The organism is Pseudomonas sp. NIBRBAC000502773, from assembly GCF_006517195.1.
In the GTDB taxonomy this organism is placed as follows: domain Bacteria; phylum Pseudomonadota; class Gammaproteobacteria; order Pseudomonadales; family Pseudomonadaceae; genus Aquipseudomonas; species Aquipseudomonas marginalis.
This window is the reverse complement of the sequence record NZ_CP041189.1, coordinates 480,041-506,274: the sequence shown is the minus strand read 5'-3', so window position 1 is coordinate 506,274 and position 26,234 is coordinate 480,041. Positions and strand designations below refer to the sequence as shown.

The 26,234-nt window shown below is 63.9% G+C and carries 18 protein-coding genes and 1 pseudogene; 12 read left to right on the top strand and 7 right to left on the bottom strand.

All coding sequences use genetic code 11. From position 1 onward, the window contains the following. Positions 1-25: 25 nt before the first annotated feature. Positions 26-424, bottom strand: coding sequence for a helix-turn-helix domain-containing protein (locus tag NIBR502773_RS02090; protein WP_027608661.1), 399 nt, complete (start codon positions 422-424; stop codon positions 26-28). A gap of 204 nt (positions 425-628) precedes the next feature. Between NIBR502773_RS02090 and NIBR502773_RS02085 the strand changes: the two genes are divergently transcribed. From NIBR502773_RS02085 to uvrA, 7 genes and pseudogenes are all read left to right on the top strand, one after another. Continuing rightward, entirely contained in the window at positions 629-1,537 is a 909-nt protein-coding gene (locus NIBR502773_RS02085) for a LysR family transcriptional regulator (RefSeq protein WP_027608660.1), read from the top strand. Between the two features lie 92 nt (positions 1,538-1,629). Continuing rightward, a pseudogene (gene lexA, locus NIBR502773_RS02080) lies at positions 1,630-2,246 on the top strand (transcriptional repressor LexA). Then, positions 2,246-2,860: a translesion DNA synthesis-associated protein ImuA gene (gene imuA, locus NIBR502773_RS02075; protein WP_141155222.1), complete on the top strand. Its 615-nt coding sequence runs from the start codon at positions 2,246-2,248 to the stop codon at positions 2,858-2,860. Before lexA ends, imuA begins: the two are co-directional and overlap by 1 nt. Positions 2,861-2,867: 7 nt before the next feature. Continuing rightward, the gene (locus NIBR502773_RS02070) at positions 2,868-4,283 is read left to right on the top strand and encodes a DNA polymerase Y family protein (protein WP_141155221.1); all 1,416 of its coding nucleotides are present in this window, start codon (positions 2,868-2,870) and stop codon (positions 4,281-4,283) included. After that, positions 4,259-7,351: an error-prone DNA polymerase gene (locus NIBR502773_RS02065; protein ID WP_218938956.1), complete on the top strand. Its 3,093-nt coding sequence runs from the start codon at positions 4,259-4,261 to the stop codon at positions 7,349-7,351. The genes NIBR502773_RS02070 and NIBR502773_RS02065 overlap by 25 nt, the downstream gene beginning before the upstream one ends. Positions 7,352-7,460: 109 nt before the next feature. Further along, a complete protein-coding gene (locus NIBR502773_RS02060) occupies positions 7,461-9,173 on the top strand; it encodes an ATP-binding protein (protein ID WP_065948183.1) in 1,713 nt (570 codons plus the stop codon). After that, positions 9,170-11,689 carry an excinuclease ABC subunit UvrA gene (uvrA, locus tag NIBR502773_RS02055; RefSeq protein ID WP_141155219.1) on the top strand — a complete coding sequence of 840 codons (2,520 nt, stop codon included), beginning with the start codon at positions 9,170-9,172 and terminating at the stop codon, positions 11,687-11,689. The genes NIBR502773_RS02060 and uvrA overlap by 4 nt, the downstream gene beginning before the upstream one ends. A gap of 119 nt (positions 11,690-11,808) precedes the next feature. Here the strand turns inward: uvrA and tkt are convergent, their stop codons facing one another. Next, on the bottom strand, positions 11,809-13,866 hold the full coding sequence (gene tkt, locus NIBR502773_RS02050; protein ID WP_141155218.1) for a transketolase: 2,058 nt from the start codon (positions 13,864-13,866) through the stop codon (positions 11,809-11,811). Between the two features lie 175 nt (positions 13,867-14,041). Between tkt and NIBR502773_RS02045 the strand changes: the two genes are divergently transcribed. Further along, the gene (locus NIBR502773_RS02045; protein WP_141155217.1) at positions 14,042-14,266 is read left to right on the top strand and encodes a DUF465 domain-containing protein; all 225 of its coding nucleotides are present in this window, start codon (positions 14,042-14,044) and stop codon (positions 14,264-14,266) included. 158 nt (positions 14,267-14,424) lie between these two features. Here NIBR502773_RS02045 and NIBR502773_RS02040 read toward each other — a convergent pair whose 3' ends face one another. Next, the gene (locus NIBR502773_RS02040) at positions 14,425-15,801 is read right to left on the bottom strand and encodes a VOC family protein (RefSeq protein ID WP_141155216.1); all 1,377 of its coding nucleotides are present in this window, start codon (positions 15,799-15,801) and stop codon (positions 14,425-14,427) included. A 288-nt stretch (positions 15,802-16,089) separates the two neighbouring features. On the opposite strand from NIBR502773_RS02040, the gene NIBR502773_RS02035 reads away from it, so the two are divergent. Both NIBR502773_RS02035 and NIBR502773_RS02030 read left to right on the top strand, forming a co-directional pair. Continuing rightward, positions 16,090-17,499, top strand: coding sequence for an OprD family outer membrane porin (locus NIBR502773_RS02035; protein ID WP_115488223.1), 1,410 nt, complete (start codon positions 16,090-16,092; stop codon positions 17,497-17,499). Between the two features lie 69 nt (positions 17,500-17,568). Beyond that, complete coding sequence (locus NIBR502773_RS02030; protein WP_141155215.1) at positions 17,569-20,205, top strand: glucosidase; 2,637 nt, start codon at positions 17,569-17,571, stop codon at positions 20,203-20,205. A gap of 67 nt (positions 20,206-20,272) precedes the next feature. Here the strand turns inward: NIBR502773_RS02030 and NIBR502773_RS02025 are convergent, their stop codons facing one another. Together NIBR502773_RS02025 and NIBR502773_RS02020 are read right to left on the bottom strand one after the other, a co-directional pair. Further along, a complete protein-coding gene (locus NIBR502773_RS02025; RefSeq protein WP_141155214.1) occupies positions 20,273-20,587 on the bottom strand; it encodes an SCP2 sterol-binding domain-containing protein in 315 nt (104 codons plus the stop codon). 56 nt (positions 20,588-20,643) lie between these two features. After that, entirely contained in the window at positions 20,644-21,354 is a 711-nt protein-coding gene (locus NIBR502773_RS02020) for a histidine phosphatase family protein (protein ID WP_141155213.1), read from the bottom strand. Between the two features lie 195 nt (positions 21,355-21,549). Between NIBR502773_RS02020 and sohB the strand changes: the two genes are divergently transcribed. Then, a complete protein-coding gene (gene sohB / locus NIBR502773_RS02015) occupies positions 21,550-22,575 on the top strand; it encodes a protease SohB (protein ID WP_090403324.1) in 1,026 nt (341 codons plus the stop codon). A gap of 498 nt (positions 22,576-23,073) precedes the next feature. On the opposite strand, the gene NIBR502773_RS02005 is transcribed toward sohB, so the two are convergent. Next, positions 23,074-24,582 (bottom strand): MFS transporter, encoded by a 1,509-nt coding sequence (locus NIBR502773_RS02005; protein ID WP_141155212.1) that lies wholly within the window; start codon positions 24,580-24,582, stop codon positions 23,074-23,076. 150 nt (positions 24,583-24,732) lie between these two features. Between NIBR502773_RS02005 and NIBR502773_RS02000 the strand changes: the two genes are divergently transcribed. Then, positions 24,733-25,629 (top strand): LysR substrate-binding domain-containing protein, encoded by an 897-nt coding sequence (locus NIBR502773_RS02000; RefSeq protein ID WP_027608644.1) that lies wholly within the window; start codon positions 24,733-24,735, stop codon positions 25,627-25,629. Here the strand turns inward: NIBR502773_RS02000 and dhaL are convergent. After that, positions 25,586-26,233 (bottom strand): dihydroxyacetone kinase subunit DhaL, encoded by a 648-nt coding sequence (gene dhaL, locus NIBR502773_RS01995; RefSeq protein WP_115488218.1) that lies wholly within the window; start codon positions 26,231-26,233, stop codon positions 25,586-25,588. The genes NIBR502773_RS02000 and dhaL overlap by 44 nt on opposite strands. Position 26,234: the final 1 nt, after the last annotated feature.

Sequence of the window (26,234 nt, the reverse complement as noted above, 5' to 3'; positions counted from 1 at the left end):
GCATATTCCAGGTGCGTGCCGACCACTAGGCAGCGATCTCCCGAGGCTTGTGACGCAGTTGGTGATTTCGCCAGGTCATCGGGTTGACGCCCTCGCTGCGCGTGAACATATGGCAGAAATGCGCCTGGTCGCAAAAACCGCACTCCAGGCTGATTTGCGTGAGGCTCAAGGAGGAACCGGTGATCAACTCCTTGGCCCGCTGGATGCGTTGCTGGCGTATCCATTCCTGGGGCGACAGCCCGGTGGTGCACTTGAACGCGCGGGAAAAATGGCTGCGCGACAGGGCGCAGGCCTGGGCCAGGTCGGCAATCGCCAGGCTTTCACCGAGGTTGGCGAGGATCAATTGCTTGGCGATTCGTTCGCGCCGGGGGCACAGGCCGCCGGTGGCGGATAAGCGAGGAGCACAATACGCAGGTCGGGCCATGACGGATATCCGCAGTCGATGGGAGCGTTCCCGGTGAATGGATGCAGTGTAGACCGGCTCATTTTTGGCGCCGTACCGTCTGGCTGGCGAGTTAATCGTTGTTAATTTCGCCAGGTTCGGTCGCGGAAAAGACAGCACAGGCATGCAATCCAGGCAGTGTCCTGTCTGCTTAGCTGGGAGCCTGCTAACCGTTTGGATACCGCCATGAACCGCAATGACCTGCGCCGCGTCGACATGAACCTGTTGGTGATTTTCGAAGCGCTGATGTTCGAGAAGAACCTGACCCGGGTCGCCGAAAAGCTCTTCATGGGCCAACCGGCGGTGAGTGCGGCATTGGGCCGGCTGCGAGATTTGTTCGACGACCCGTTGCTGCTGCGCAACGGCCGGGGCATGGAGCCCACGCCACGTGCCGTGGCGATACTCAAGGAGCTGCAACCGGCCATGGACACCATTTCAGGCGCAGTCAGCCGCGCCAAGGATTTCGACCCTTCCACCAGCTGTGCGGTGTTCCGCATCGGCCTGTCCGACGACGCCGAGTTCGGCCTGTTCCCGCCGCTGCTCAGCCAACTGCGCGAAGAAGCCCCGGGCATTATCGTGGTGGTACGCCGCGCCAATTACCTGCTGATGTCCGCGTTACTGGCCAGTGGCGAGATCTCGGTGGGCGTGAGCTACACCACTGAACTGCCGGCGAATGCCAAGCGCAGGAAACTGCGGGACATTCCCTGCAAGGTGCTGCGCGGGGATGACGGCGTCGAACCGCTGACCCTCGACGACTATTGCGCACGGCCCCATGCGATGGTGTCGTTCTCGGGGGACTTGAGCGGCAATATCGACCTGGACCTGGCCCGTATCGGCCGTGCCCGGCGGGTGGTGCTGGCGGTGCCGCAGTTCAGTGGCTTGCGGGCATTGCTGGCCGGTACGCAGATTATTGCCACGGTGCCCGACTATGCGGCGTGTGCGTTGACCGAGGGCACGGCGCTGCGGGCAGAGGATCCGCCGTTTGCGATCGATGCGGCGGAGTTGTCGATGGTGTGGAGTGGGGTGCACGACAATGACCCGGCGGAGCGGTGGTTGAGGGGCAGGATTGCGCAGCATATGGCGGGAGGGGGATGAGCTTGGCGGCTTCTGGGCCTCCCATAGTTTGATCTGCATAACCTCCAGCCCCGACTACCGGCTCTTGTAAGAAATTTCCCAGAGGAGTACAAATGTACTCCATGACGACCCTGACCCCCGCCGCACCGCCATCCTGACCTTCATCCGCGACCGTATCGCGCAGCAAGGCCAACCCCCCAGCCTCGCCGAGATCGCCGAGGCGTTCGGCTTTGCCTCCCGCAGCGTCGCGCGCAAGCACGTCGTGGCCCTGGCCGAAGCCGGCTTCATCGAGGTCAACCCCAACCAGGCGCGCGGCATTCGTTTGCTCAACCAGCCCCTGCGCCCGGAGTGGCTGGATGTCCCGGTGCTCGGCCGAGTGGCAGCCGGCCGGCCCATCGGCGCGGATGCCGACGTGCACAGCCGCCTGCAACTCGACCCCGCCACTTTCGCGAAAACCCCGGATTATCTGTTGCGGGTGCAAGGCGACTCGATGATCGAGGACGGCATCCTCGACGGCGACCTGGTGGGCGTGCGCCGCAGTGCCGAAGCGGTGAACGGGCAGATTGTGGTGGCGCGCCTGGACGGTGAAGTCACCATCAAGCGTTTCGAGCGCAGTGGCGAGCGTGTGCGTCTGCTGCCGCGTAACCCCGCATACGAACCTATCGTGGTCGGCCCCGACCAGGACCTGGCCATCGAAGGGGTGTTCTGCGGCTTGGTGAGGCAAGGCTGATGGGCGCCGTGGTTGCACTGGATACGCTGTTCAATGGCGGCCGCGTCTGGAAAGGCCGGCCTGTCGCGCCTCCGGCCAGCGTGCAGCCTACGGGGCTGGCGGCGCTGGATGCGGTGCTGCCCACGGGCGGCTGGCCGGAGTCGGCCTTGAGCGAAATCCTGATGGCCAAGGACGGTATCGGCGAACTGCAACTGGTGCTGCCGACCCTGGCGCGATTATCGGCGGCGGGGGAGCGCATTGTGCTGGTGGCGCCGCCCTACACCCCGTACCCCCACGCATGGCAGAACGCCGGGGTGGATTTGCGCCAGCTGTCGGTGGTCCAGGCCGAGGCGCGCGATGTGCTGTGGGCGGTGGAACAATGCCTGCGCTCCGGCAGTTGCGGCGCGGTGCTGTGCTGGCCGCACAAGGCGGATGACCGCGCCTTGCGCCGCTTGCAGGTGGCCGCGGAAACCGGGCAGACCCTGGCGTTTGCCTGGCGCGCCTTGAGTGAAGCGATCAACCCTTCGCCCGCCGCCCTGCGCCTGGCCGTCGAGGCCAAACCTGCCCGGGTGCGGGTGCTCAAGTGCCGGGGTGGCTTGGCTCATCCGGCGCCGATTGCACTGGCGGGGCACTGAGGTTGCCATGCGCTGGGTGTGTATTGTCTTCCCGCAATTGGCGCTGGACGGGGTGCAGCGCCTGCACCCCGAGCCCGACCAACCCCTGGCGCTGCTGGCCGGCACGCCGCAGCGGCGCGTGCTGCAAACCGTCAATGACGCCGCCCGCGCATTGGGCCTGCGCCCGGGGCAATCGCTGACGGCCGCCCATGCCCTGGCCAAGACCTTTGCCTGTGCCGAATACGACCCCGTGGAGATCGAGCGCTGGCAGCAGTTCCTCGCCGCCTGGGCCTACCGTTTCAGCTCCCAGGTCAGTGTGTATTACCCGCGTGCCTTGCTGTTCGAGATCGAATCGAGCCTGGGCCTGTTCGGGCCCTGGCCTCGGTTCGAGGCACGCCTGCGTCAGGAGTTGACCGAGCTGGGCTTTCGTCACCGTATCGTCGCCGCCCCCAACCCGGCGGCGGCGCGGGTGCTGGCCAATCTCTACGATGGCCTGGCCGTGGCCGATGAGGAGGGGTTGCTCCGGGCCCTGGCGCCATTGCCCATCGACCGCGCCGGCCTCGACCCGCAGGCGGCTACCGCGTTGTCGCGCATGGGCCTGCGTACCCTGGCCCAAGTGCAGGCGTTGCCTCGGCACACCCTGGCGCGGCGCTTTGACGCCAGCCTGCTCAAGCACCTCGATGCCTTGACCGGACAACGGCCGTTGGCCCTGGCGTTCTATCAGCCGCCGGACCAGTTCGATGTGCGCATCGAGCTGAATTTCGATGTGCAATCCCACCAGGCCTTGTTATTCCCCCTGCGCCGTCTGACCGGCGACCTCTCGGCGTTCCTCTGCGGCCGTGACAGTGGCGTGCAGCGTTTCGACCTGCACCTGGAACATGCCGATGCACCGGACAGTGTGATCAAGGTCGGCCTGCTGGGCGCCGAGCGTGAGCCGGCGATGCTGTTCGAACTGGCCCGTGGGCGCCTCGAGCACGTGCAAGTCACCTCGCCGGTGCGCGGTTTTCGCCTGGTGGCCCAGGACCTGCCGGTGTTCGTGCCGCAACGCCAAGACCTGTTCGACGATCGCCCGCAACAGACCCTGCCGTGGGAACAACTGCGCGAACGCCTGCGTGCACGCCTGGGGGATGAGGCGGTGCAAGGCCTGCGCTTCCATGCCGACCATCGCCCCGAATGCGCCTGGCAAATGGCGGCGGATAAAAGCCCGTGCGCCACCTTGAGCAAGGTGCGGCGTCCCGGCTGGTTGCTTGACGAACCGACCTTGCTGGCCGAGCAGGGCGTGCAGATCCTCATGGGCCCGGAGCGCATCGAATCCGGCTGGTGGGACGGTGCTGATATTCGCCGCGACTACTACCTGATCCAGACGCGCGCCGGCCAGCAAGGCTGGGCCTATCGCTGCGTGGGGCAAAGCGATGGGCTATGGCTGCAGGGCTGGTTTGCATGAGTTACGCCGAGCTGCACTGCCTGTCCAACTTCAGCTTCCAACGCGGTGCCTCCAGCGCCCTGGAGTTGTTCGAGCGGGCCAAGCGCCAGGGCTACAGCGCCCTGGCGATCACCGATGAATGCACCTTATCGGGCATCGTGCGGGCCTGGCAGGCGGCGAAGGCGGTGGGCTTGCCGCTGATTATCGGCAGCGAAGTGCGCATCGAAAACGGCCCGAAACTGGTGTTGCTGGTGCAGGACCTCAGCGGCTACCAGCACCTGTGCCGCTTGATCACCGTGGCCCGACGCCGGGCTGAAAAAGGTCGCTACCGCCTGCTGCTGGAAGACTTCGAGCAGCCGTTGCCCGGCCTGCTGGCGCTGTGGGTCGCCGAAGACAGTGACACCCAGGCCTCCATCCACTGGCTGCGCCGTACCTTCGCCGAACGCCTGTGGCTGGCGGTGCACCTGCACTGCGGCCAGGACGATGCGCGGCATCTGGAGCAACGCCTGCACCTGGCCGCCAGCCTGCAGATTCCGGCGGTGGCCTGCGGCGATGTGCATATGCATGCCCGTGGCCGCCGCGCCCTGCAAGACACCATGACCGCGATCCGTCATCACGTGCCGGTGGCCGACGCCGGCACGCGCCTGCACCCCAATGGCGAGCGGCATCTGCGCAGCCTCGACGCCCTGGCCACGCTGTACCCGCAGGCGCTGCTCGACGAAACCCTGGCCATCGCCCAGCGCTGCCACTTCGATCTTGGCCAGTTGCGCTATCACTACCCGCGCGAGCTGGTGCCCGAGGGCCACGATGCCGAATCCTGGTTGCGCGCCGTCACCGACGAAGGCATCGTCCGGCGCTGGCCCCACGGGGTCGATGCCAAGACGTTGCAGCAGATCCATCACGAGCTGACACTGATCAGCAAACTGGGTTACGAAAGCTACTTCCTCACGGTGCACGACATCGTGCGCTTCGCCCGCAGCCGGTCGATCCTGTGCCAGGGCCGGGGTTCGGCAGCCAACTCGGCGGTGTGTTTTGCCCTGGGCATCACCGAGATCGACCCGAGTCTGACGAGTACGTTGTTCGAGCGCTTCCTGTCAGAGGAGCGCAACGAGCCGCCGGACATCGACGTCGACTTCGAGCACGAACGTCGTGAAGAAGTGCTGCAGTACGTGTTCCAGCGCTATGGCCGTACCCGCGCGGCGCTGACGGCGGTGGTCAGCAGTTACCACGCCGCCGGCGCAGTGCGCGATGTGGCCAAGGCCCTCGGCTTGCCGCCGGACCAGATCAACGCGCTGGCCGAATGCTGCGGGCGCTGGAGTGACGATGCGCCGCCCCTGGAACGCCTGCGCGAAGGCGGCTTCGACCCGGACAGCCCGATCCTGCGCCGTGTGCTGACGCTCACCCAGCAACTGATCGGTTTTCCCCGGCACCTGTCCCAGCACCCCGGGGGCTTCGTGATTTCCGAATACCCGCTGGATACCCTGGTGCCGGTGGAAAACGCCGCCATGGCTGAGCGCACCATCATCCAGTGGGACAAGGATGACCTCGATGCGGTCGGCCTGCTCAAGGTGGATATTCTCGCCCTGGGCATGCTCAGCGCGATCCGCCGCTGTTTCGATCTGCTGCGCCGCCATCGTGGCCGTGACCTGTCGCTAGCGACGATCCCCAAGGAAGACCCGGCCACCTACGCGATGATCAGCAAGGCCGACACCATCGGCGTGTTCCAGATCGAGTCGCGAGCGCAGATGTCGATGTTGCCCAGATTGCGGCCGCAAAAATTCTACGACCTGGTGATCGAGGTGGCCATTGTGCGCCCCGGGCCGATCCAGGGTGGCATGGTGCATCCGTACCTGCGCCGACGGAACAAGGAAGAACCCACGACTTACCCGTCGCCGGAGTTGGAAACCGTGTTGGAGCGCACCCTGGGCATCCCGCTGTTCCAGGAACAGGTGATGCAGATCGCCATGGTCGCCGCCGACTACAGCCCCGGCGAGGCCGACCAGTTGCGCCGTTCCATGGCCGCTTGGAAACGCCACGGTGGCCTGGAGCCGCATCAAGCACGCCTGCGCACCGGCATGTTGAAAAACGGCTACACCGAGGCTTTTGCCGCGCAGATCTTCGAACAGATCAAGGGCTTCGGCAGCTATGGTTTCCCCGAGTCCCACGCCGCCAGTTTTGCCTTGCTGACCTACGCCAGTTGCTGGCTCAAGTGCCATGAACCGGCGGCCTTCGCCTGTGCGTTGATCAACAGCTGGCCCATGGGGTTCTACAGCCCGGACCAGATCCTGCAGGATGCGCGGCGCCATCGCTTGCAGATCCGCCCGGTGGATGTGCAGGCCAGCGACTGGGATTGCAGCCTGGAATCCATCGATGGTCAGCAACCGGCGATTCGCATGGGGTTGCGCATGATCTCGGGGTTTCGCGAAGAGGATGGGCGGCGTATCGAGGCCGCACGTCAGCGCCGGGCGTTCAGGGATATTGCCGATCTGGACGCCCGCGCCGGGCTGGATGCGCGCACCCAGGCGTTGCTGGCGGATGCCGGGGCCTTGCGTGCCCTGGCCGGCAACCGGCATACGGCGCGCTGGGCCGTGGCAGGGGTGCATAAGCAGCTTGGCTTGTTCGCCGGCCTGCCCAGCCCCGATGAGGCGCGGGTGGAACTGCCGAAACCGACGGTGGGCGAGGATCTGCACGCCGACTACGCCATGCTTGGCACCACCCTTGGCCCGCACCCATTGGCGCTGCTGCGCGCCGAGTTGCGTAAGCGGCGTTGCCGCAGCTCGAATGAACTGCAGGCGGTGGAGCATGGGCGCACTGTCAGCGTCGCCGGGCTGGTCACTGGTCGCCAGCGCCCCGGCACGGCCAGTGGCGTGACCTTTGTCACCCTCGAAGATGAATTCGGCAACCTCAACGTGGTGGTCTGGCGCGACCTGGCCGAACGCCAGCGCCAGGCCCTGGTGGGGTCGCGGTTGCTCAAGGTGGACGGGCGTTGGGAGGCGGTGGGCGAGGTGCGGCACCTGATCGCCGGGCGCCTGACCGACCTGACGCCGCTGCTGGACGGCATCACGGTGCGCAGCCGGGATTTTCACTGAGGCGGGTAGCGCCGGCGATGATTACCCCCTAATTTATACAAAATGAAACCATCGCCCCTTGATACGCTCCAAATTTTGCGACCGTCCTTTCTCTGCGCAGAGCCGAACGATGCAATTCTTATCCGACCCCCACGGCTGTGAAGGTTGGGCCGGCGAAATGGCCCAGCGCATTCGCGCATTTGACTGGTCCACCACCGACCTGGGCCCCCTTGATCGCTGGTCCACCAGCCTCGCCTGTACCGTGCAGATGATGCTGGCATCCCCCGTGCCCATGGTGATGCTCTGGGGGCCGGCGGGGTACATGATCTACAACGACAGCTATTCGGTGTTTGCCGGTGGCCGCCATCCTTATTTGCTCGGCACGCCGGTGGAGCTGGGCTGGCCGGAAGTCGCCGACTTCAACCGCCATGTGGTGGACACCTGCCTGGCTGGCGGCACCTTGTCGTTCAACAACAAAGACTTGGTGCTGCTGCGCAACGGCCAGCCGGAAACGGTGTGGCTGGATCTCTATTACAGCCCCGTCGCCGGGGATAACCAGCAACCGGCCGGTGTGCTGGCGATTGTGGTGGAGACCACCGCCCACGTGCATTCCGAACGCGTGCGCCAGGAACTGACCCATAACCTGGAGCAGCGCGTGGCCGCCGAAGTCCAGGCGCGCTCCGCCGCCGAAGACCAACTGCGCCAGTCGCAAAAGCTCGAAGCCATTGGTGGCCTGACCGGTGGCGTGGCCCACGACTTCAATAACCTGTTGCAAGTGATCGCCGGCAACCTGCACCTGCTGGCCCGCCATGAACCGGAGAATGCCCAGGTGCAACGGCGGGTCACGGCGGCCATCGCCGCGGTGGAGCGGGGCGCCAAACTGTCCTCGCAGCTGCTGGCCTTTGCCCGGCGCCAACCGTTGTCACCGGCCGTGTATAACCCGCAGCGCATCTACGCCGGGCTGGGCGAACTGCTGCAACGTGCGTTGGGTGAAACCATTCATATCGACGTGCAGCTGCCCCAGGATTCCTGGTGCATCAACGTCGATCGCAACCAGTTGGAAAATGCGCTGCTCAACCTGGCGATCAACGCCCGCGACGCCATGAAAGGCGAAGGCGTGATTCGCATCACCGGCGAAAACATCATCCTCAACCCCAAGGATTGCCGCGGCAAAAGCATCAAGCCAGGCGAGTATGTGCGCCTGGCCGTCACCGACATTGGCGTGGGCATGCCGGCGGCGATCCTGTCGCGGGTGTTCGAGCCGTTTTTCACCACCAAGCGCGATGGCCACGGCACCGGCCTTGGCTTGAGCATGGTGTTTGGTTTTGTCCGCCAGAGCGGTGGGCATGTGGACGTGTGGAGCGAGGAGGGCAAGGGCACCGTGGTGCAAATGTACTTTCCGCGCAGCCTGGGCGAAGAAGTCCAGGAGACTCACCCAGAACCCGTGCCCCACGACATGGGCCAGGAGACCATCCTGGTGGTGGAGGACAACGAGGATGTGCGGGTGACCGTGGTGGACCTGCTCGAACAGGCAGGCTACACGGTGTTGACCGCCGAAGACGGCGACCGCGCGATGCAAGCCTTGCAGGACGGCGTGCGGCCCGACCTGATCTTCACCGATGTGGTGATGCCCGGCCGTATCAAAAGCACCGACCTGGCCGAGTGGGCCCGCGTCCAGTCGCCGCCGGTGGCGGTGCTGTTCACCTCGGGGCACACCCGCGACATCCTCTCCAGCAATCACCTGCTCAGCGCTGACATTCATTTGCTGAGCAAACCCTACAGCCCCGAGGCCCTGACGCAACGGTTGCGCAGCGTGCTCACCGCCAGACAAGGTTGTTCATGACGTCACAGCGCAACATGCCTCCGATCACTGCCCAGCACCTTGGATTCGTAAAGGTGCGCGGCGCCCGCGAACACAACCTGAAGAACGTCGACGTGGACATTCCCCGGGATGCCCTGGTGGTGTTTACCGGCGTCTCCGGCTCGGGCAAATCGTCCCTGGCGTTCTCCACGGTGTATGCCGAGGCCCAGCGCCGCTATTTCGAATCGGTGGCGCCCTATGCACGGCGCCTGATCGATCAGGTCGGCGTGCCGGATGTGGACAGCATCGAAGGCCTGCCGCCCGCCGTGGCGCTGCAGCAGCAGCGCGGCACGCCGAGTGCGCGTTCCTCAGTGGGCAGTGTGACCACCCTGTCGAGCCTGATCCGCATGCTGTATTCGCGTGCCGGCAGCTACCCGCCGGGACAGGCGATGCTGTATGCCGAGGACTTCTCGCCGAACCTGCCCCAGGGCGCGTGCCCGCAATGCCATGGCCTGGGCCGTGTGTATGAAGTGACCGAGGCGCTGATGGTGCCCGATCCGTCCCTGACCATCCGCCAGCGAGCGGTGGCGTCCTGGCCCCTGGCGTGGCAGGGCCAGAACCTGCGCGACATTCTCGTGACCCTGGGCTATGACGTGGATGTCCCCTGGCGCGACCTGCCGAAAAAGCAGCGCGACTGGATCCTGTTCACCGAAGAAACCCCTACCGTACCGGTGTATGCCGGTTTCACCCCGGCGCAAACCCGCGATGCACTGAAACGCAAGCTGGAGCCAAGCTACCAGGGCACGTTCAGCGGCGCGCGGCGCTACATTTTGCACACCTTCACCCACACCCAAAGCGCGCTGATGAAGAAGCGCGTGTCGCAGTTCATGCAGGGCAGCGCCTGCCCGTTGTGCGAGGGCAAGCGGCTGACCCGGGCGGCGCTGTCGGTGAAGTTTGCCGGGGTGGACATTGGCGAGTTGTCGCAACTGTCATTGACGCAATTGGCCACGTTGTTGCGGCAGGTGGCGGCGGGGCAGGACAAGATGAAGCTGTCGGTGGAAAAACGCCTGGCGGCCCAGCGTATTGCCGAGGATCTGCTGGAGCGGGTCAGTACCTTGATCGAATTGGGGTTGGGCTATTTGTCCTTGGAGCGCAGCACGCCGACCCTGTCGTCCGGGGAGTTGCAGCGCCTGCGCTTGGCCACGCAATTGGGTTCGCAATTGTTCGGGGTGATCTATGTGCTGGATGAACCTTCGGCAGGCCTGCACCCGGCGGATGGCGAAGCGTTGTTCAGCGCGCTCGAACGTTTGAAAGCGGCGGGCAATTCGTTGTTTGTGGTGGAACATGACCTGGAAACCATGCGCCGCGCCGACTGGCTGATCGATGTGGGCCCGGCCGCCGGCGAGCATGGCGGGCACGTGCTGTACAGCGGGCCACCGGCCGGTCTGGCGGACGTTGAAGCGTCGCAGACCCGGGCCTATCTGTTCGCCGACAAGCGCCCTGGGAACCCGGCGCGCCGTGAACCCAGCGGCTGGCTGAGCCTGGAAGGCGTGACGCGCAATAACCTCAAGGACTTGAGCGTGGATGTCCCGTTGGGCTGCTTTACGGCGGTCACCGGTATTTCCGGCTCGGGCAAGTCCAGCCTGGTCAGCCAGGCGCTGCTGGAACTGGTGGGCAGCGGCCTCGGCAGCCGGGTGGAAAACGACGAAGAGCCGAGCCTGGAAGACGACGCCCCGCAAATCAGCGGCGGGCGCATCAGTGCCGGCCTGGAGCACATCCGCCGCCTGGTGCAGGTGGACCAGAAACCCATCGGCCGCACCCCGCGTTCCAACCTGGCGACCTACACCGGTTTGTTCGACAACGTGCGCAAGTTGTTCGCCGCCACGCCAGCGGCGAAGAAGCGCGATTACGACGCCGGGCAGTTCTCCTTCAACGTCGCCAAGGGCCGTTGCCCGAACTGCGAAGGCGAGGGTTTTGTCAGCGTCGAATTGCTGTTCATGCCCAGCGTCTACGCACCGTGCCCGACCTGCCACGGCGCGCGGTACAACCCTGAAACCCTGGCCGTCAAATGGCAAGGCCTGAGCATCGCCCAGGTGCTGGGGCTGACCGTGGAACAAGCGGTGGAGGTGTTCGCCGAACAACCTGGGGTACTGCGTTCACTGCAAGTGCTGCGGGATATCGGCCTGGGTTACCTGCGCCTTGGGCAGCCGGCGACGGAACTGTCCGGCGGCGAAGCGCAACGCATCAAACTGGCCACCGAGCTGCAACGCAATGCCCGGGGCGCGACCTTGTATGTGCTGGACGAACCCACCACCGGGCTGCATCCGCGGGATGTCGACCGCCTGCTCAGTCAGCTCAATCAACTGGTGGATGGGGGGCATACGGTGGTCGTGGTGGAACATGAAATGCGCGTGGTGGCCCAGAGTGACTGGGTGATCGACATCGGACCGGGAGCCGGGGACCGGGGCGGCAAGGTGGTTGCCAGTGGGACGCCGCAGAAGGTGGCCAAAAACAAAACCAGCCGCACCGCTCCATTCCTGGCCCGAGAGCTGCTCTGACAAGCGATGTAGTCCAAATGTGGGAGGGGGCTTGCTCCCGATGAGGGAGTGTCAGTCGCTAATGATTTGACTGAGCCACCGCCATCGGGGGCAAGCCCCCTCCCACATTTTGCTCAGCGTTAGGTCAGTTGGATCTGTGCCCTGGCCTGCTTCACCACATTCTCAACCGTAAACCCGAACTGCTCCTGCAACTTCGCCAACGGTGCCGACGCGCCGAAGCTGTTCATCACCACCTTGGCGCCGGTCTGGCCGACATAGCGGTCCCAGCCCAAGGGGCCGGCCTGTTCCACCACTACCCGGGCCTTCACTGCCGGCGGCAACACGCTGTCGCGGTAGGCCTGGTCCTGGTCTTCGAACAGTTCCCAGCTGGGCATTGAAACCACCTGCGCGGGAATCCCTGCGCTTTTCAATTGCTCATACGCCGCGACCGCCAGGCTGACTTCACTGCCGCTCGCCAGCAGAATCACCTGAGGATCATCTGCCCTCGCCAGCACATAGGCGCCCTTGGCCGCCCCCGATGCCGCCGCGTATTTCGTACGATCCAGCGTCGGCAGTGGCTGGCGGGACAGTATCACGCAACTTGGCCGGTGGGTCTGCGCCAGTGCGACCTTCCACACTTCCAGGGTTTCATTCGCGTCGCCGGGGCGCAGGGTCAGCAGCCCCGGCGTGGCGCGCAGTTGGGTCAGGTGTTCGATGGGCTGGTGGGTCGGCCCATCTTCGCCCACGCCAATCGAGTCATGGGTAAACACGAACACCACCGGCAGCTCCATGATCGCGGCCAGGCGGATCGGCGGCTTCATGTAGTCGCTGAACACCAGGAACGTCGAGGTGTACGGCCGCAGGTAGGACAGCGCCATGCCGTTGGCAATCGCGCCCATGGCGTGTTCGCGGATGCCGAAGTGCAGGTTGCGCCCGCTGTAGTCGTCGGCACTGAAACGCCCGGCACCGTCGAAGGTGAGGTTGGTCTTGGTCGAGGGCGACAGGTCCGCCGAGCCGCCGAGCAGCCACGGGATCTGCCGGGCAAAGGCATTCAGCACTTCGCCACCGGCGGCACGGCTGGCCACGCCCTTGGCGTCGGGGTCGAAACCGGGCAGGTCATCCTGCCAATGCTCCGGCATTTCGCCGGCACGCATGCGGTGCAGCTCTTCGGCCAGTTGCGGCTCGTGCTGCTGCAACTGCGCCAGGCTGTGCTGCCAGGCGTCATACAACGGCTGGCTGCGCTCCAGCAGGGCGTCACGCAACACCGTGCGGGCCTCATCGGGGACCAGGAAGCTGGAATCCTGCGGCCAGCCATACGCGGCCTTGGTCAGGCGGATTTCCTCATCGCCCAACGGCTCGCCATGGGCGGCGGCGGTGTTGTGTTTGTGTGGCGAACCGTAGCCGATCACGCTGTCGACCACGATCAGGGTCGGCGCGCCGGTGTTGCCCTTGAAGGTGTTGAGCGCTTCGCTCAAGGCCTGCAAGTCATTCGCATCGGTGACGTGCACGGTGTGCCAGCCATAGGCCTGGAAGCGCTTGATCACGTCTTCGCTGAAGGCCAGCTCGGTGTGGCCTTCGATGCTGATGGTGTTGTTGTCGTAGATCCAGCAGAGGTTATCCAGCTTCAAGTGCCCGGCCATGGACGCGGCTTCACTGCTGATGCCCTCCATCATGTCGCCGTCGCCGCACAGGGTGTAGACGTTGTAGTCGAACAGCACCTGGCCGTCGCGGTTGAAACGCTTGCCCAGCCAACGCTCGGCCATGGCCATGCCGACGCTGTTGGCGCAGCCCTGGCCCAGCGGCCCGGTGGTGGTTTCCACACCGGTGGTCATGCGGTACTCGGGGTGGCCAGGGGTCTTGGAACTCATCTGCCGGAACTGCTTGATATCGTCCAGGCTGATCGCCGGTTGCCCCGAACGTTTGCCGTGGGCATCGATCTCGACCACACCGGCCAGGTGCAGCAGCGAATACAACAGCATCGACGCATGCCCCACCGACAACACAAAGCGGTCACGGTTGGGCCAATCGGGATGCTCGGGGTGGTAACGCAGGAAGCGGCTCCACAGCGTATAGCCCACCGGCGCCAGGCCCATGGGCGTGCCGGGGTGGCCGGAGTTGGCCTTCTGCACGGCGTCCATGGCCAGGGTGCGCAGGGTGTTGATGCATTGGGTGTCGACAGCGGTGGCAGCATGAGTCATGAAACCGTTCTCCCTCGGGTGGCGATTTACAGTGGAGGGCGGGGTGTGGCAAAGGTTTGATCCCATTGCCCGCGCCGCGACGAACGGGGATGGATTGACCCTGAACATGACAAGACCGGCTGGAATGGGCTAGCTTCAAGGGGGTAAGCCATTGATCAACATGCGGAGGTACGCCATGCCAGTGAAACACGACCTGTATCAGGACTTGGGGTTGAGCAAGGAAGCCGTTCACGAACGCAGGGCGAACGACAAACGCCTGGACTCGCTGCTCACTCAATACGCTGCGGCCGACGGGGAGGTGCTGAAGGCGGAATCGGCCAAGGCCAGCGATGAGGAGGTGGAGAAGCTGAAGAAGAAACGCCTGTTGGTCAAAGACGAGATTGTGGGGCGATTGGGTTAAGCGCAACACTGCGCCTGCCATAGCGGGCGCAGATTTTTTCAGAATTGCCTGAAAGACATCTCTGCGCCGCCTGCCTATGATCCCGCTCGCCCGCCCGGCCCTGGGGACTGTTGCGGCGCAAGGATTGCGCCGGTGAGCCGGGTGGGCACTTTCCGTTTCTACACCAGCAGTGCCCGGGTGCATTCATCTATGGAGCGCTGCTGCGTCTCGCCATACACCTTCAATTCATCGACAGTCGTGCGCCCCAGGGCCTTCTCGAATTCGGCCTGGTTCGAATTGGCCGCGTAGTGACTCTGCGCCCCATCCCCCAGGTTCGACTGGAAAATCCCCGCCGCACTCACCGGCAGGAAATCCTCATACACCAAGGGTTCGACGGCCACATGGCCGGCGGCGACCAGTGCCTCCAGTGTGCGCGGTTGATCGGCCTGGCCGCGTGCCGCCAGGCCTTTCTCCGTGGCGAAGTAGCGGAAGTAGGCCAGATCCTGCTCACGCATCTGCCCGTGGTTATCCGGGAAGGCCTGGAAGTGCTGTTCCATCAACTGCATGTAGCGCGCGGCGTTGCCCTCGTTGGGGAAGGCACCCAGTTCGTCGCGCGCGGCATTCAGCAACTGGTCGTACAGCGCACGGCCCTTGGGCGTCAGCGCCACGCCACGTTGTTCGATTTCGCCGAAGCGCGCGCTGTGGCTGCCCTGGGCATCGGTGAAGGCGATGGGTTCGTCGAGGGCCTTGAAGCTGGTCTGGCGCAACAGGATCGGGCACTGGCGGCGGGGCGGCCCTTCGATCACGGCCTTGGGGGGGATGCCCTTGCCGGGCATGGCGGCCTGGACCTGGTCGATGTCCAGGGTGCGCGGGGTCAGGTGGTTGATGTGCGGGCCCTTGAAGGCCACCACGTCAGCGATCAGGCGGTGCTGGTCGCTGAGTTGCTGGTACTGCGCGGCGGTAACGGTCGCGGTGTGGTGCCAGCGGAAGGTTTCCAGGGCCTGGCGCACAAACTCATCGGCATCCGCAGCGTTGAGGCCACCGTCCTTCTCCGCTTGTTCGATCAACGCCAGGGCGCGGGCAGTGAATATCGAGCGCTTGGCCAGGGCGGTTTCGGCAAACCCGCGCAGCTCGGGGTTTTCGATCAGTTCCAGGCGCAGCAATGAGGTAAACACGCGAAACGGGCTGGTCTGCAGCGCGCTTTCGTGCACGGCGCGGAACGCCGTGGAATGCACCGGCACGCCGGCGGGGGTCAGGTCGTAGTAACCCACCGGCTGCATGCCCATCACCGCGAACAGGCGGCCGATGGTCGCCAGTTCCGCCGCGGTGCCGAGACGGATGGCGCCATGGCGTTCCATGTCCAGGCGCTGGATCTCACCGGTGCGTTGCAGCTGTTGCGCCAGGCCCGGTTCGCTGGCGAGTACGTGGGCGTTGGTGGCGGCGACCAGCTCCATCAGTGCGCCATACAGCGGAACTTCATCTCGGTACATGTCGGACATGGCCTTGGAAAAGCCCTTGCGGATCTGGTCGGGGCTGACATGTGCGGTGCTGTGCATAGAAAAATTCCTGATCACGATGCTGATGGGCGCGGCCGATACCTGGATTTTGTTGGGCTGTGGGCGGGCGTGCAAACGAAGAATCCTCTGGACTTCATTCTGCAAATGAATGAAATGACGTGAATATGACAAAAAACGGCGGCAGGGAAATTTCATTTTCCAGGCCCTTTTCTAAAGAAAGCTTCACGAGGTCCGCCCTGGCCGGCATGAAAGAATCGTCACGTTTGCAGAGCCGACAGTGGGTTTGCACGCCAAACACGATAAAAAAACATTCAGGGGCCGCAGTTAATGAAAATTTCTACACTGGCGCTGTCGATCACCGCCGCCGTTCTTGCACAACAGGCTTACGCTGATGACTTCGGGCTCGGCGCGCTGGGCACAGGCAATGGCCACAGCGGCTTTCTCGAAGACAGCCATGCGTCCGTCAGTTCGCGGACCATGTACTACAGCGCAGATAACCGCTCGGGGACCAACAACGACTTGCGCGAAGCAGCCACCGCGCTGCGTTTCGACTATAAATCCGGTTTCACCCAAGGCACCGTTGGCCTGGGTTTCGACGTGATGGCCTTCGGCGCCCTGCGCCTGGACGGCGGCGATGGTCACACTGCGGGCCCGGGCCTGGCGGGTAATGGCAACAGCTTCTTCCCGACCAAAAACAACGGCACCGAGCCGGCTGATGCCTTCGGTCGCGCGGCCGGCAACGTGAAGTTCCGCATTTCCCAGACCGAGTTGCATGTCGGTGGTGGCCTGGCGCCGGTGCTGCCGATCCTGGTCTCCAACGACAGCCGCGTGGCGCCGCAAACCTTTGACGGCGGCATCCTCACCTCCAACGATATTCCCAACGTCACCTTCACCGGCGGCGAGCTGAACCGCGCCGAAGGCCGTGCCTCCAGCAACTCCACGGGCTTGAGCGTGGCCGGCGGTACGCGCGACAGCGACAGCTTCAAATTCGGTGGGGTGGACTACAAGCCGTTTGGTTCGTCCGACAACGCCATCGCAAAAAACCTGACGTTGCAGTACTACTACGCCCAGTTGCAGGACTTCTACAAACAGAACTACGTCGGCTTGGTCCACGTGCTGCCCCTGGGCAACGACCAGTCGTTCAAGACCGACCTGCGTTACTTCGACAGCAGCAGCGACGGCAAGAATGGCGAGAGTGGCTACCAATTCAACAACAACGGCGGCTACGCCAAGCACGCCAACGAAGTGGACAACAAAACCTACAGTGCCGCGTTCACCTACCAACTGGGTGGCAGCAGCTTGATGCTTGGCCACATTGGCGTGGGTGACGATGGTGGTTTTGTCTGGGTCAACCAGGGCAGCCTTGCCGATCCCCACGCCCAAGGTGCCGGCGGCAGCGACTTCTACCTGTTCACCGATGCGGTGGTGGGCCAGTTCTCCCGGGCGGGCGAGCAGGTCAACTTCGGGCAGTATGCGTATGACTTCAAGGCCTACGTGCCGGGCCTGAAAGCGTCCGTGGCCTACCTGGACGGTACGGATATCAAGTCGAAGGTCGCCGGTGGCCCTGACCAGAAAGAAAACGAAACCGACTTCCGCCTGGACTACGTGGTGCAGGCCGGGCCTCTGAAAGGCTTTGGTACCACCTTGCGTACCGGCACCTATCACGGCAAAAACACCGGCACCGCCGACCAGGACCAGACCCGCCTGATCTTCAACTACACGTACGCCATCTTCTAAGTCTTCATGTGCACCCGGGCGTCATTGGGCTCTACACTGCTCCTCACCTGGTAGGCGATGGAGGACCCGATGACGGCCACACCCGACACCCGAATACTGGACACGATTGAAGGCCAACGCCTGGCGACGCCGGAGGCCGAGCGTTGGCGCGAGTGGGGCCCCTATCTGAGCGAACGCCAATGGGGCACGGTGCGCGAAGACTACAGCGCCGACGGCGATGCCTGGGCTTACTTCCCCCATGAACATGCACGCAGCCGCGCCTACCGCTGGGGCGAGGATGGCCTGGCCGGGTTCAGCGACAAGGCGCAACGCTGGTGCCTGGGCCTGGCCCTGTGGAACGAGCGCGACGCGATCCTCAAGGAGCGCCTGTTCGGCCTGAATAACGCCGAGGGCAACCACGGGGAAGACGTCAAGGAACTGTACTTTTTCGTCGACGGTGTGCCCAGCCATGCCTACATGCGCATGCTCTACAAATACCCCCATGCCGCCTTTCCCTACGCCGACCTGATCGCCGAAAACGCCCGCCGTGGGCTGGGCGATGCCGAGTACGAGATCCTCGATACCGGCGTGTTCGAAGACAACCATTACTGCGACGTCAGCGTCGAATACGCCAAGCATCAGCCCGACGATATCTTCATGCGCGTCACCGTGCACAACCGTTCGCAGCAGCCGACGCGCCTGCAGGTGCTGCCGCAGCTGTGGGCGCGCAATGACTGGAGCTGGACCTCGGATGCGCCCAAGCCGCAGTTGAGGCTGGACGGCGAACACGTGCTGGCCCGTCATCATGCATTGCCCGATCTGCGCCTCAGCGCCTGGGGGCAGGAGGGCGTGGAATGGCTGTTCTGTGAAAACGAGAGCAACTTCCCGCGACTGGGCGGGCAACCGGCGCCGGGGCCGTTCAAGGACGGGATCAACGATTATGTGGTTGAAGGGCTGGACGCTGCGATTCGTCGCGACACCGGTACCAAGGTTGCCGCGCGCTTTATCCTTGAACTGGCGGGCCTGCAAAGCCAAAGCCTTTACCTGCGCCTTGCGCCCGTGGACGCGCCCGAGGTCAACGCGCGCAAACTGTTTGAACAGCGGCGCCAGGAGGCCGATGACTTCTACGCCGCCTTGCAGCAAGGCATCGCCGATGACGATGCGCGCAATGTGCAGCGCCAGGCCCTGGCTGGCTTGCTGTGGTCCAAGCAGCTCTACTATTTCGATGTGAACCAGTGGCTCGACGGCGACCCCGCCCAGCCCGCGCCACCGCCCGAGCGTCTGCATATCCGCAATACCCATTGGCGGCACCTGTCCAACTTCGACATCCTGTCCATGCCCGACACCTGGGAATACCCGTGGTACGCCTCCTGGGACCAGGGTTTCCAGGCGGTGGCGTTTGCCCTGATCGATCCGGGGTATGCCAAGCAACAGTTGTTGTTGCTGGTGAAGGACCGCTTCATGCACCCCAACGGCCAACTGCCGGCCTATGAATGGCGCTTCGACGACGCCAACCCACCGGTGCATGCCTGGGCCAGCTGGCGCGTGTACCAGCAGGACAAGGCGCTGACCGGTGTGGGCGATCTGGATTTCCTCGAGCGGATCTTCCACAAGCTGCTGCTGAATTTTTCCTGGTGGGTCAACCGCAAGGACGCCGAGGGTCGCAACCTGTTCCAGGGCGGCTTCCTGGGGCTGGACAATATCGCCTTGTTTGACCGCTCGGCCGCGTTGCCGCCGGGGTATCAGCTCGATCAGGCCGACGGCACCGCCTGGGTGGCGGCGTATGCGCTGGACTTGATGCGCATCGGCCTGGAGCTGGCCAAGCGCAATGCGGTGTATGTCGATATCGCGGTGAAGTTTTTCGAGCACTTCCTGTACATCGCCGGCGCCATCAACCGCGTCGATGACAGCGCCGAAGGCCTGTGGGATGAGCAGGACCTGTTCTTCTACGACGTACTGCACCGTCCCGACGGCCAGAACGAGCCGGTGCGCCTGCGCTCCATTGTCGGCCTGATGCCGTTGTTTGCCGTGCTGGTGCTGGAGCAGCGCGAACACGAAGGGCTGGCGGGGTTGCGTGAACGGCTGTTGGGGTTCATGCATCACCGGCCGGACCTGGCCAAACTGGTGTCGCGCTGGAACGAACCGGGGCAGGGCAATCGCCTGTTGCTGGCGCTGTTGCGTGGCGAGCGCACCAAGGATCTGCTGCGGCGCATGCTCGATGACGACGAATTCCTCTCGGCCTTTGGTGTGCGTTCCCTGTCCAAGGCGTTCGCCGAGCAGCCACTGGCGCTGAAGATGAATGGCGACACCCTGTGCGCCCGTTACCAGCCAGGTGAATCCGACTCGCGCCTGTACGGCGGCAACTCCAATTGGCGCGGGCCCTTGTGGATGCCGGTGAACTACATGCTGATCGAATCGCTGCGGGAATTTCACCGCTACTACGCGGACAACTTCTCGGTGGAATACCCCACGGGCAGCGGGTATCTGGCATCCCTGGAGGACGTGGCCGACAGCCTCAGCCAGCGCTTGACCCGCCTGTTTCTGCGGGATGAAAACGGTTCACGACCGTCGATGGCGGGGTATGCGCAGTTGGAGGCGGACCCGGCCAGTCGTGACCTGGTGTTGTTCCATGAGTATTTTCATGGCGAGACGGGGCGGGGGTTGGGGGCTTCGCACCAAACCGGATGGAGTGCGTTGGTGGCGTTGCTGCTACAGCCCAGGATCTGAATACCACCGTAGGCCAAATGTGGGAGGGGCTTGCCCCCTCCCACAGAGATTCAGGGTTGCCCGTGAATCAGGAAGGGAACAGTTCGCTCAGCTTCATGGCCAGCATCATGTCGCCTTCGGTGCGCAGCTTGCCGCCCATGAAGGCCTGCATGCCGTCGGTCTCGCCGCTGACGATGCCTTTCATGGTGTCGCCGTCCATGACCAGGGTCACTTGGGCGTCAGGGTTTTCGCCTTCCAGCAGTTCGCAGGTGTTGTTCTTGACCACCAGCGAGAAGTTCTGGGTGTCGTCGATACGGAAACCGAACACCAGGTCCAAGCCTTCGGCAGCGCTTGGGTTGAATTTGGCTTTCATTGCTTCTACGGCTTTAGCTACGTCAGTCATGGTTTCGATCCTTTTATGGTGAGTCCAGTGACCTAGGGGTCACGGTTGGCCGCACTTCATCGGAAGGTGATGAGTTGCGGCGCCTTCAACAGTTGCAAGTGGGTGTGACTGTTGAAGGAAGCCAGTGCCACCTCGCGCCCGCGGAATTTCAGCTGGTTGAGCGAGGTGTTAACAATTTGCCAGTTCAGCTCGAAGGCCTGGGCGGCAGGCATCCGGGTAATCAGGTGGAGCAGGGCGGTGATGGTGCCGCCGGAGGTGAACACCGCGATCTTCTGCGTGTTGTCCGCCGCTTCCAGAATGCGTTGCAGGCCACCCTGGACGCGCTCGATGAACCCCAGCCAGCTCTCCAGTCCCGGCGGGTCATAGGTGCCGGCCAGCCAGCGTTCGATGATCAGGGCGAAGATGCGTTGGAACTCGCTGCGGTTTTGCGCGGCGTTGCGCAGGATGTCCAGGGCGTCGGGTTCGCTGCCGAGCAGGTCGGGGAGCAGGGCGCGGATGATTGCGTCGGCGTCGAATTCGTTGAAGGCGCTGTCGGTTTCCAATGCAGGCACCGGCAGGCCGAGGGTGCTGTATTGATCGAAGGCGGCAGTGGCGGTGTGCTGCTGGCGGCGCAGGTCGCCGGCGATGCAGCGGTCGAACACCAGGCCCATATCCGCCAGGTGGCGGCCGAGCACTTGCGCTTGTTCCACGCCGACGGGCGACAGCACGTCATAGTCGTCTGCACCGAAGGAGGCCTGGCCATGTCGAATCAAATAGATGCTGCCCACGTCCGTTTTCCCGGTACGTTGAAAGTCTGGCGAGGTTATGAGGATGCCAGGGTGCTGTCAATGAAAAAACATACGCTTGTTTTAAAAGCTCGTTGGAGCGCGTTCCTGCTGGCGGTTTGAGCACTGGTCGCCCGGCGATCCCGTCGGTATGCTTGGGCAATCCGCGCCTGGCGCCGTGCATTGTTAAGGAGACACATGGATTTTTTGGCTGAATACGCGAGCTTTCTGGCGAAGACCGTCACCCTGGTGGTCGCTATTCTGGTGGTCTTGATCAGCTTCGCGGCACTGCGCAGCAAAGGGCGTCGCAAAGCCGCCGGCCAACTGCAGGTCAGCAAGCTCAATGACTTCTATAAAGGCCTGCGTGAGCGCCTGGAGTCGAGCCTGCTCGACAAGGAGCAGCTCAAGGCCCTGCGCAAGTCCGAAAGCAAAGCCGAAAAGAAGAACAGCAAGAAGAAGCCCGAAGCAAAGCCACGGGTGTTTGTGCTGGATTTCGACGGTGACATCAAGGCCTCGGCCACCGAGAGCCTGCGCCATGAAATCACCGCGCTGCTGAGCCTGGCCACGCCCAAGGACGAAGTGGTGCTGCGCCTGGAAAGCGGCGGCGGCATGGTCCACAGCTACGGCCTGGCGTCGTCGCAACTGGCGCGTATCCGCCAGGCGGGCGTGCCGTTGACCGTGTGCATCGACAAGGTCGCGGCCAGCGGCGGCTACATGATGGCGTGCATCGGCGAGAAGATCATCAGCGCACCGTTTGCCATCCTCGGCTCCATTGGCGTGGTGGCGCAGTTACCCAACGTCAACCGCCTGCTGAAAAAGCATGACATCGACTTTGAAGTACTGACCGCCGGCGAGTACAAGCGTACCCTCACGGTGTTTGGCGAAAATACCGAGAAGGGCCGCGAGAAGTTCCAGGAAGACCTGGACATCACCCATCAGTTGTTCAAGAACTTCGTCTCGCGTTATCGCCCACAGCTGGCGATTGACGACGTAGCGACCGGGGAGGTGTGGCTGGGAGTTGCAGCGCTGGATAAGCAACTGGTCGACGAACTGCAAACCAGCGACGAATACCTGGCCACCAAGGCCAAGACCGCCGAAGTGTTCCACCTGCACTATGCCGAGCGTAAAAGCCTGCAGGAACGGGTGGGCCTGGCGGCCAGCGGCTCGGTAGACCGGGTGCTGCTGACCTGGTGGAGCCGCCTGACCCAGCAACGCTTCTGGTAAGACCCTTTGGGGTATAGGTAATACCTGTGGGAGGGACGGTGCGACGATTCGACTTGCCCCCGATGGCGGCCTGACAGTCGACCAGGCCGACCAGGATGTTGGATCAAACCGAGTACATATCCGTTGCTGCGGTAACGGCTGCTGTTGGTTCCGCCCTTACGGCGGCTCACTTTTGAAAAGCGCAAAAGTAAGCAAAACGCTTCGCCCCACCACTCGGCACCTCGCCTAGGCTCGGTGTGCCCGTAATCCGACAGTGATTTGGGGGGCCGCCGCCACGCGCCATCCATGGCGCGGGGCGGCTAAACCGGCATCCCTGCCGGTTTACCCCCCAAATCACTATCGAATTCCGGCCAGCGTGGTTTAACGGGGCGCCTGAGATCAAGATCAAGATCAAGAGCGGCTCGCTTCGCATCGTGGTTAGCGTTGGCTGCTACAAATTTTTGTAGATACCTATGCTCATCGGGGGCAAGTCGAATCGTCGCACCGTCCCTCCCACATTTAGTTCGGTGTGGGTATCGGCTTGCGCATCAGCCTCCCCACCACCAGCGCTCCGAGCAATCCCAGCACCCCCGCCACCCACAATACGTAACTGAATCCACCCACAAACGCCTGTCGCGCCAGCGGTTGCACCATCGCCCGTGCCGGCTCCGGCAACAAGCTCATTGCCGCCGGCATATCCCCGGCCACCACCCGTGAAGCAATCCCCGCCGCCTGCGCCTGCCATTGCGTGTCGATACGTGCGCGCAACACGTGCTCGCTGTGGCTGCTCAGCAGTGCGCCATACACGCCAATCGCCAACATGATCGCGCTGAATCGCATGGTGGTGCTCATGCCCGACGCCATCCCCGCACGGTCCCGTGGCACGCAGGCCATGATGTTTTTTTGCGTATCACCATTGAGCAAACCGGCACCGGCACCGGTGACGGCAATCGCCAGGGCGAAGGGCGGGTAGCCGCCGATATTCACCGCCCAGGCACTCAGCAGGTTGCCGCAGCCTACCAGGGTCAACCCGGCCGCCATCATCGTTGCCGGTGCGAAGCGCCCCGCCAGCCGCGCGCCGATCCGGGGGCAGACCAGCATGGTCAGGGCGAACGGCAGCATGCCCAGGCCCGAGGCAATCGCGGAGAAGCCCAGGCCGTTCTGCAGATAGAACGGCAGCAGCGTCATCATCACTTGGGCGCAGCCAGCGTAGGCAAACATCCCGAGCAAAGCGCCGATAAAACGCGGGTGGCGAAACAGTTGCAGGTCCACCATGGGCCGCTGCTGCACACGTTCGACCCCTACAAATACACCCAGCAACACCGCACCGCCGATCAGGCGTGCATAGGTCAGCGGGTTATCCCAGCCGATACGGTTGGCTTCGATCAGGCCCCAGATCAGGCACAACAGGCTCGCGCTGAAGGCCAGGCTGCCCCACGGGTCGAGGCGGGCGGATTGGCTATCGCGGGATTCCGCAATGGCGTGCAGCACCAGGCTCATCAGCGCCAGGCCCACGGGCAGGTTGAGGTAGAAAATCCAGCGCCAGCCCAGGTACTCGGTGATCACGCCGCCCAGGGTCGGCGCGGCCGTCATCGCCACGCCCATGCAGGCGCCCCAGAACGCCCAGGCCTTGGCCCGCTCGACTTCATCGTGGAAGGTGTGGCCAATGGAGGCCAGGGCTGACGTGAGCAATAACGCTGCACCGACGCCCTTGACCGCGCGGGCGATATCCAGCCACAACGCACTCGGCGCCGCCCCGCAGCCAAGGGAGGCGAGGATAAAAATACTCAGGCCCCAGACCAGGGATTTCTTGCGTCCGAACCGATCGGCCAGGCTCCCGGCCGGCAGGAGCAAGGCGGCAAACGCCAGCATATAGGCGCTCACCACCCACTCGATATCGGCAAAGTTCGCCCCCAGGTCGCGAGCGATGCTCGGCAGGGTCACGGCGACGATATTGGTGTCGAGCACGATCAGCGAGCAGACGCCGGACGCGGTCAGCAACGTCAGGCGTGGGCTGACCCGGCTCATGATTGGATTACCTTACAGGCAATAGGGTGAATACAGTTGAAGGACATCACAAGGGCTCTCCAGTGTTGAGGAGCTTCGAGCTTATCCCCGGCTACTGCTGGTATTGTTAGCCGCTGTGGAGCACTTCATTACCTTTGAGCTAATCCTGTTATGGATATCCGCCATTTTCGCTACTTCCTCGCCGTGGCCCGGCAGCGCAACTTCACCCGTGCCGCCGAGCAATTGGGCATTGCGCCGCCGACCCTGAGCCGACAGATCCAGGACATGGAAACCAGCCTGGGCACGCGCCTGTTTATCCGCCGGCAACGCGAAGTCAGCCTCACTGAAGCCGGCGCCGCCTTGCTGGTCGAAGCCGAAGCCACCGTGCGCCAGTTCGAATTCGCCCAGCATCATGCCCAGCGCGCCGGGCGTGGCGAGATCGGCCATATCGAATTGGGTTACGTCGCCTCGGCGCTGTACGCCGGGCTGTTGCAGCGGCAAATGCGTGCGTTCGGCCAGGCATTTCCCGACGTCAGCGTGACGGTACGCGAATGCGCCATGGCCACGTTGCCGAGTGCGGTGGCGGACGGGCGCTACGACATCGGCTACATCCGCTCGCCGATGACCTTGCCCGAGGGGGTGGAGGCGGTGCGCCTGGACGGCGAAGGTTTTGTCCTGGCGCTGCCCCAGGATTCCTGGCTGCTGGGGCTCGCGGCCATTGGCTGCGAACACCTGCAAAACGAGACATTTATCCTGCCGGAGCAAATCAGCGGCACCCTGCATGTCGCCGCGCAAGGCGGTTATGCCCCGCGCCTGGGGCCACAGCCGGGTGGGCTGGTCGCGGTGGTGGCGCTGGTGTCGATGGGGCAGGGCGTGGCGGTGGTGCCCGCATCAATGGTCGGGCATGTGCAGTTGCCGGGCGTGGTGTATCGCAGCATTCAGGGCTGCGACGCGTCCTCGTGGCTGTCGCTGATTCACCGGCGCTTCGAGAAAGCGCCGGCGGTGGCGCGGTATATCCAGCAGGTCAAGCACTCAGGCGCGGCTGCACCGAATCCGCCAGGCGCGTAAGGATCAGGCAGCACGACACCGCCCCCGCATCCAGCACGCCCAGTGAGCGCTCGCCCAGGCGACTGGCGCGGCCGATCTTCGCTACCAGGTCCTTGGTGGAGTCGCGCCCCTGGGAGGCAGCGGTTTTCATCGCCTCCAGTGCATCACTGAAAGACGCCCCCGAGGCGTGCGCGCGCTCGAAGGCTTCCACCGCCGGGATCAATGTGTCCATCAGGCACTTGTCGCCCACGCCCGCTTCGGTGATGTCCTGCAACGAGGTCAGGCCGCCGCGCAACAGGTGGGCGAAGGTGGCCGCGTCGATGTCGTCATGGCCGCGCACTTCGTCGGCCATGCCGATAAACAGGCTGCCATACAACGGGCCCATGGAGCCGCCGATGCCTTCCATCAGGCTCAGGGTCAGTTCATCCAGGGCTTCGGCGAGGGTCAGTTGGCGACCTTCGATCGTGCGCCCGCAATGGGCGAAGCCCTTGGCCATGTTGATGCCATGGTCGCCGTCGCCAATCGCGCCGTCGACTTCGCTGAGGTATTCACGGTTGGCCACGATCACGCTGACCAGGTCGGTGACGATGGCGCTGCCGTGGTGGCTGGAAAAATGCTGGCTCATG

Bases quoted from the DNA above. Each gene is read 5' to 3' on its own strand.
- NIBR502773_RS02090 (WP_027608661.1), bottom strand. From the start codon at position 424: ATGGCCCGACCTGCGTATTGTGCTCCTCGCTTATCCGCCACCGGCGGC.
- NIBR502773_RS02085 (WP_027608660.1), top strand. From the start codon at position 629: ATGAACCGCAATGACCTGCGCCGCGTCGACATGAACCTGTTGGTGATT.
- imuA (WP_141155222.1), top strand. From the start codon at position 2,246: ATGGGCGCCGTGGTTGCACTGGATACGCTGTTCAATGGCGGCCGCGTC.
- NIBR502773_RS02070 (WP_141155221.1), top strand. From the start codon at position 2,868: ATGCGCTGGGTGTGTATTGTCTTCCCGCAATTGGCGCTGGACGGGGTG.
- NIBR502773_RS02065 (WP_218938956.1), top strand. From the start codon at position 4,259: ATGGCTGCAGGGCTGGTTTGCATGAGTTACGCCGAGCTGCACTGCCTG.
- NIBR502773_RS02060 (WP_065948183.1), top strand. From the start codon at position 7,461: ATGCAATTCTTATCCGACCCCCACGGCTGTGAAGGTTGGGCCGGCGAA.
- uvrA (WP_141155219.1), top strand. From the start codon at position 9,170: ATGACGTCACAGCGCAACATGCCTCCGATCACTGCCCAGCACCTTGGA.
- tkt (WP_141155218.1), bottom strand. From the start codon at position 13,866: ATGACTCATGCTGCCACCGCTGTCGACACCCAATGCATCAACACCCTG.
- NIBR502773_RS02045 (WP_141155217.1), top strand. From the start codon at position 14,042: ATGCCAGTGAAACACGACCTGTATCAGGACTTGGGGTTGAGCAAGGAA.
- NIBR502773_RS02040 (WP_141155216.1), bottom strand. From the start codon at position 15,801: ATGCACAGCACCGCACATGTCAGCCCCGACCAGATCCGCAAGGGCTTT.
- NIBR502773_RS02035 (WP_115488223.1), top strand. From the start codon at position 16,090: ATGAAAATTTCTACACTGGCGCTGTCGATCACCGCCGCCGTTCTTGCA.
- NIBR502773_RS02030 (WP_141155215.1), top strand. From the start codon at position 17,569: ATGACGGCCACACCCGACACCCGAATACTGGACACGATTGAAGGCCAA.
- NIBR502773_RS02025 (WP_141155214.1), bottom strand. From the start codon at position 20,587: ATGACTGACGTAGCTAAAGCCGTAGAAGCAATGAAAGCCAAATTCAAC.
- sohB (WP_090403324.1), top strand. From the start codon at position 21,550: ATGGATTTTTTGGCTGAATACGCGAGCTTTCTGGCGAAGACCGTCACC.
- NIBR502773_RS02005 (WP_141155212.1), bottom strand. From the start codon at position 24,582: ATGAGCCGGGTCAGCCCACGCCTGACGTTGCTGACCGCGTCCGGCGTC.
- NIBR502773_RS02000 (WP_027608644.1), top strand. From the start codon at position 24,733: ATGGATATCCGCCATTTTCGCTACTTCCTCGCCGTGGCCCGGCAGCGC.
- dhaL (WP_115488218.1), bottom strand. From the start codon at position 26,233: ATGAGCCAGCATTTTTCCAGCCACCACGGCAGCGCCATCGTCACCGAC.